The organism is Glycomyces sp. NPDC021274 (assembly GCF_040641195.1).
In the GTDB taxonomy this organism is placed as follows: domain Bacteria; phylum Actinomycetota; class Actinomycetes; order Mycobacteriales; family Micromonosporaceae; genus Glycomyces.
Genome location: NZ_JBFADC010000027.1, coordinates 1 through 6,701, shown reverse-complemented (window position 1 = coordinate 6,701; position 6,701 = coordinate 1). Strand labels below are relative to the sequence as shown.

The following is a 6,701-nucleotide window of genomic DNA, read 5'->3' as shown; positions in this document are numbered from 1 at the left end:
CGCACGGCACCGGCACCACCCTCGGCGACCCGATCGAGGCGCAGGCGATCCTGGCCACCTACGGCCAGGATCGCGAACGGCCCTTGTGGCTCGGGTCGTTCAAGTCCAACATCGGACATGCTCAGGCCGCGGCCGGCGTCGGCGGCGTGGTGAAGATGGTGTTGGCGATGCGGCACGGTGTGCTGCCGAAGACCCTGCACGTGGACGAGCCGACGCCCAAGGTCGACTGGTCCACGGGTGCGGTGTCGTTGCTGACCGAGCAGGTCGCGTGGCCGCGGACGGATGCGCCGCGGCGGGCCGCGGTGTCGTCGTTCGGGATCAGCGGCACGAATGCGCATGTGATTCTGGAGGAGGCACCGCCGGTTGAGGCGCCGGCCGTTGCCGCGCCGGTGCAGGGTGCGGTGCCGTGGGTGGTCTCGGGCAAGACCGAGGCCGCGCTGCGCGCACAGGCATCCCGCCTGCTGTCGTACGTGGATGCCACGCCCGAGCTGAACCCGGCGGATGTGGGCTTCTCGCTCGCTGCGGGGCGTGCTGCTTTTGAGCATCGTGCTGCGGTGGTCGGTGCTGATCTGGCTGCCTTCCGTGGCGGCCTGGCTGCGCTGGCGGATGCCACTGCGGCGCCTGGTGTGGTGCAGGGCACTGTGGCGGGTGACCGCGCGGTGTTCGTTTTCCCTGGTCAGGGTTCGCAGTGGGTGGGCATGGCGGTGGAGCTTTTGGACTCCTCGCCGGTGTTCGCAGAGTCGATGCGGGCGTGCGCGCAGGCTCTTGCCCCGCACATCGAGTGGTCGTTGCTGGACGTGCTGGCCGACGCTGAGGCGTTGGAGCGGGTTGATGTTGTTCAGCCTGTGCTGTTCGCGGTGATGGTGTCGCTGGCTGCGTTGTGGCGCTCGTATGGTGTCGAGCCGGCCGCTGTGGTGGGGCATTCGCAGGGCGAGATCGCCGCGGCGTGTGTGGCGGGTGCGTTGTCGCTTGAGGATGCTGCGCGGGTGGTGGCGTTGCGGAGCAAGGCGCTGCTCGCCCTGTCCGGTCGGGGCGGCATGGTGTCTGTCTCCCTGCCGGTCGGGGAGGTCACCGGGCGTCTTGAGCGTTGGGATGGCCGGATCTCCATCGCTGCGGTGAATGGCCCGGGTTCGATCGTCGTCTCCGGCGACGTCGATGCACTGGACGAACTCCTCGCCGACTGTGAGGAGTCCGGGGTTCGTGCCCGTCGCATCCCGGTGGACTATGCGTCCCACTCGGCGCATGTGGAGGAGATCCGAGACGAGCTCCTGAGCATCCTCGCGGACATTAGCCCCCGGCCCTCGCAGGTGCCGTTCTACTCCACGGTGACGGTGGAGCGGATCGATACCAGTGTGCTGGATGCGGAGTACTGGTATCGGAATCTCCGCCAGACGGTTCGGTTCGAGGAGACCGTGCAGCTGCTGGCCGAGCAGGGCCACCGCCTCTTCGTGGAGTCCAGCGCGCACCCCGTGCTGGCGATGGGGATCCAGGAGACGTCCGAGCAGATCGTGGCCCTGGGGTCCCTGCGCCGCGACGAGGGCAGTCTGGATCGGTTCCTGCTGTCGCTGGCCGAAGCGCACGTGCACGGCGCGACCGTCGACTGGACGGCCGTCTTCCCCGGCGCCCGCCCCGTGGACGATCTGCCCACCTACGCCTTCCAACGTCAGCGCTACTGGCTGAACGCTCGGGGTGCACAGGCCGTGAATGTGTCCTCGGTCGGGCTGCGGGAGGCCGGGCACCCGTTGCTGGGTGCGGCGGTAGAGCTGCCGGACTCCGGCGGCGTGGTGCTGACCGGTCTGCTGTCCCTGGCCACCCATCCGTGGCTGGCCGACCACGGGGTGCGGGACTCGGTGCTGTTGCCGGGCACCGCGTTCCTGGAGCTCGCCATCCGCGCCGGTGACCAGGTGGGTTGCGACCGGGTGGCGGAACTGACGCTTGAGGCGCCGTTGGTGCTGCCGGCGCACGGCGGCATCGCGATACGGGTGTCGGTGGGTGCCGACGACGGATCCGGGACGCGTACGTTGGCGGTGCACGCCCGGAGCGAGGACGATGCGGCGGAGCCGCAGTGGGTCCGGCACGCTGCGGGTGTGCTGGCCAGCGGCCCGACCGACGCCTTCGACCTGAGCGTCTGGCCGCCCGCGGGAGCGGTCGCGGTGGACTGGGACGGCGGTTACGACCGTTGGACGGAGCTGGGTTACCGCTACGGTCCCGCGTTCCAGGGCCTGAAGTCGTGGTGGCGCTCGGGCGAGGACATCTTCGCCGAGGTGGAGTTGGCGCCCGAACTTGCCCCGGATGCCGCGCGGTTCGGACTGCATCCCGCGTTGCTGGACGCCGCCCTGCACGCCGTGGTGGGGGAGGGGCCGGAGTGCCGTCTGCCGTTCGTCTGGAGCGGGGTTTCCCTCCAGGCGACCGGTGCCACGGCGGCCCGCGTGATGATTTCGCCTGCGGGGCCGGACGCGGTGTCGTTGCGGTTGGCCGATGTGGCCGGACGACCGGTGGCGTCGGTGGAGTCCCTGGCGCTGCGGCCCATGGCGGCTGACCAGGTGCGGATCGGTCTGCCCGAGGCGCTGTTCCGGGTGGACTGGAACGAGCTGGCACCGCCGTCCGAGCCTGCGGGCCGGACCGGTTCGTGGGCACTGGTCGGCGCCGATGAGTTCAAGCTCGGCGTGGCACTGGGCGACCTGGAGACCTTCGGCGATATCGGTGCGCTCCCCCATGGGGCCGTGCCGGACGTGGTGCTGGCGGCCAGTGTCGACGACTTCGGGCTGCCCGTCGCGGAGGCGACGCACCGTGCCGTCGCGCGTGCGCTCGAACTGGTCCAGGCATGGTTGGCCGACGAGCGGTTCGCCGACTCGCGGCTGGTCTTCCTCACCCGCGGCGCGGTGGCCGCCGAGCCCGGTAAGGGCGTGCTCGACCTGGTCAACGCCCCGGTGTGGGGTCTGGTCCGGTCGGCGCAGGCGGAGAATCCCGGTCGGTTCGTGCTTGTCGACCTCGACGACCACGACGTGTCCGTCGCGCTGCCCGCCGCGCTGGCCGGCGACGAGCCCCAACTTGCCATACGCGAAGGGGTGTTGTACGCGCCGCGGCTGGGTCGGCCGACTGCGGACGAGACGTTGACGCCCCCGCAGGGCTCGACGACCTGGCGGTTGGACATCACGGACAAGGGCACGCTGGAGAACCTGGCGCTGGTCGACCTTCCGGAGGCGTCGCGGCCGCTGGCGGACGGCGAGGTGCGCGTCGACATACGCGCGGCCGGTGTGAACTTCCGCGACGTGGTGCTGGCCCTGGGGATGGTGCCCGACCAGGAAGTGCTGGGCAGCGAGGGCGCGGGTGTCGTGCTGGAGGTCGGGCCGGGAGTGACCGGTCTGGCCCCCGGCGACACCGTGATGGGCCTGTTCACGGGTGCGTTCGGCCCGGTCGCGATCACCGATCGTCGGCTCCTGGTCGAGATGCCGTCGGGTTGGTCGTTCGCGCAGGCGGCCTCGGTGCCGGTGGTGTTCCTCACCGCCTACTACGCGCTCAAGGACCTCGCCGGGTTGGGCGCGGGTGAGTCGGTGCTGATCCATGCCGCCGCGGGTGGTGTGGGGATGGCCGCGGTGCAGCTCGCGCGGCATTGGGGTGCCGAGGTCTTCGGGACCGCGAGCCCGGGCAAGTGGGATGTGCTGCGTTCGCTGGGCTTCGATGACGCCCACATCGCGTCGTCGCGCACCCTCGACTTCGCGGACAAGTTCTCCTCGGGCCTGGATGTGGTGCTGAACTCGCTGGTCAGGGAGTTCGTGGACGCCTCGCTGCGGCTGCTGCGGAACGACGGCCGGTTCGTCGAAATCGGCAAGACCGACATCCGCGACGCCGACGAGGTCACCGCCGAGCACCCTGGCGTGCGCTACCGCGTCTACGACCTGTTGACCACCGACCCCGACCTCGTCGCCGAGATGTTGGGTGAGTTGGTGGTGTTGTTTGGTCGTGGTGTGTTGCGGCCGTTGCCGGTGCGGGGTTGGGATGTGCGGCGTGCTCCGGAGGCGTTGCGTTTCTTGAGTCAGGCGCGGCATGTGGGCAAGTTGGTGTTGACGGTGCCGCGTGGGGTGGATCCGGAGGGGACTGCGCTGGTTACGGGTGCTACTGGTGTGTTGGGTGGGTTGGTGGCCCGGCATTTGGTGGTGGAGCACGGTGTGCGTCGGTTGGTGTTGGTGGGTCGGCGGGGTTTGGGGGCGCCGGGTGCTGTGGAGTTGGTTGCGGAGCTGACGGGGTTGGGTGCGTCGGTGTCGGTGGTGGCGTGTGATGCGGCTGATCGTGATGAGTTGGCTGGGGTGTTGGCGGGGGTTTCGCGGGAGCATCCGTTGACTGCGGTGGTGCATGCGGCGGGTGTGTTGGATGACGGTGTGGTGGGGTCGTTGTCTGCGGAGCGGTTGGATGCGGTGTTGCGGCCGAAGGTGGATGCGGCGTGGAATCTGCATGAGTTGACGGCGGGTCTTGATTTGTCGTTGTTTGTGTTGTTCTCGTCGGTGTCGGGGACGTTGGGTGGTGCGGGGCAGGCGAATTACGCGGCGGCGAATGTGTTTCTTGATGGGTTGGCTGCGCATCGTCGTGCGTTGGGTTTGTCGGGTGTGTCGTTGGCGTGGGGGTTGTGGGCTCGTTCGAGTGGGATGACGGGGCATCTTGGGGATGTCGATGTGCAGCGGATGACGCGGGTTGGTGTGGGTGCGTTGTCGGTTGAGGAGGGTCTGGCGTTGTTCGACGCGGCGATCGGACGGCCCGAGGCCACCGTCGTACCGATGCGCCTGGACACCCGAACCCTGCGCGCTGCGGATGTGCCGCCGTCGCTACGAGCTCTCGCCCGCGGTCCGGTCCGGCGGATGGTCGAGGCCGGTGCCGCCGCCTCGCACGGCCCGTCGCTGGCACAGCGGCTGGCCGAGACGCCGGAGGCGGATCGGAGTCGGGTCCTGCTCGACCTGGTACGGACCCATGTCGCGACCGTGCTCGGACACGCCTCCGGAGCTGCGATCGAGCCAGGACGAGCCTTCCAGGAGGTCGGATTCGACTCGCTGACCGCCGTCGAACTGCGCAACCGCCTCAACGCGGCCACCGGCCTGCGCCTGCCACCGACGCTGGTCTTCGACTACCCGACCCCGACCGCGCTCGCCGAACTCCTGCGCGCCGAGCTCCTGGGCGACGAGGCCGCTGACGGCAGCTCGTTGCTGACCGAGCTGGAACGCCTGGAAGCGACGCTCGCCGCGATCGTGCCGGACGACATGAGCGCCATCGCACCGGACGAACAGGCACGCGCCGACATCACCGCGCGCCTGAAGTCCCTGCTGTCCCAATGGGACGACGTGCGGGGCGATGTGGACGGCCGAGGCGTCGCGGAACAGATCGAGTCCGCGTCCGATGACGAGATCTTCGACCTGATCGACAGCAAGTGGGGACGTGAGTTGTGATGGCGAGCGAAGAGAAGCTTCGGACGTACCTCAAGCGCATGGTGACCGACCTGGACGACGCCACCGAGCGGCTGCGCCAGGTCAAGGAGAAGGAGCACGAGCCGATCGCGGTGGTCGGCATGGCATGCCGCTTCCCCGGCGGGGTCGCCTCGCCGGAGGACCTCTGGCAGCTGGTCTCCTCCGGCGGCGACGCGCTCTCGGCCTTCCCGACCGACCGCGGCTGGGACCTCGGCGCCCTGCACGCGGAGGACGCCGAGCGCGGGACCTCGTACACCAAGGAAGGCGGATTCCTCCACGACGCGGACGAGTTCGATCCGGCGTTCTTCGGGATCTCGCCGCGTGAGGCGCTGGCGATGGACCCCCAGCAGCGGCTGCTGCTGGAAACCTCTTGGGAGGCGTTCGAACGGGCCGGGATCGACCCGGCGTCGGTGCGCGGCAAGCAGGTCGGCGTGTTCGCCGGTACCAACGGCCAGCACTACATGCCGCTGCTGCAGAGCGATCAGGACACCTTCGACGGCTATCTGGCGACCGGTAACGGTGCGAGTGTGCTGTCGGGCAGGGTTTCGTACACGTTCGGTCTCGAAGGTCCGGCGGTGACGGTGGACACGGCGTGTTCCTCGTCGCTGGTTGCGCTGCACCTGGCGGCGCAGGCGCTGCGGCAGGGCGAGTGCGAACTGGCGTTGGCCGGTGGCGTGACGGTGATGTCCACCCCGGACATGTTCTTCGAGTTCAGCCGCCAGAACGGCCTGTCCCAGGACGGTCGGTCCAGGGCGTTCGCCGCCGGGGCGTCAGGCTTCGGCCTCGCCGAGGGCGCGGGCATGCTGGCGCTGGAGCGGTTGTCGGACGCGCGTCGCAACGGGCATCCGGTGCTGGCGGTGGTGCGGGGTTCCGCGGTGAACCAGGACGGTGCGTCCAATGGTCTGACGGCGCCGAACGGTCCGTCGCAGCAGCGGGTGATCCGCCAGGCGTTGGCCAACGCGGGCCTTGGTACGTCGGACGTGGATGCGGTGGAGGCGCACGGCACCGGTACGACGCTGGGTGACCCGATCGAGGCCCAGGCGCTGCTGGCCACGTACGGTCAGGATCGCGAACAGGCTTTGTGGCTGGGGTCGTTGAAGTCGAACATTGGTCACACTCAGGCCGCTGCTGGTGTGGCCGGTGTGATGAAGATGGTGTTGGCGATGCGGCACGGTGTGCTGCCGAAGACGCTGCACGTGGACGAGCCGACGCCCAAGGTTGACTGGTCGGCCGGTGCCGTCTCTCTGC

General features: G+C 69.4%; 2 protein-coding genes. Both read left to right on the top strand.

Annotated elements, in window-relative coordinates; all coding sequences use genetic code 11:
- Window positions 1–32 precede the first annotated feature (32 nt).
- Complete coding sequence (locus tag AB0I03_RS26135) at window positions 33–5,435, top strand: SDR family NAD(P)-dependent oxidoreductase (RefSeq protein ID WP_360417251.1); 5,403 nt, start codon at window positions 33–35, stop codon at window positions 5,433–5,435.
- Window positions 5,435–6,701: beta-ketoacyl synthase N-terminal-like domain-containing protein (locus tag AB0I03_RS26130; protein WP_360417248.1), on the top strand; the 1,267-nt coding region annotated here is incomplete at its 3' end. The genes AB0I03_RS26135 and AB0I03_RS26130, both read left to right, overlap by 1 nt.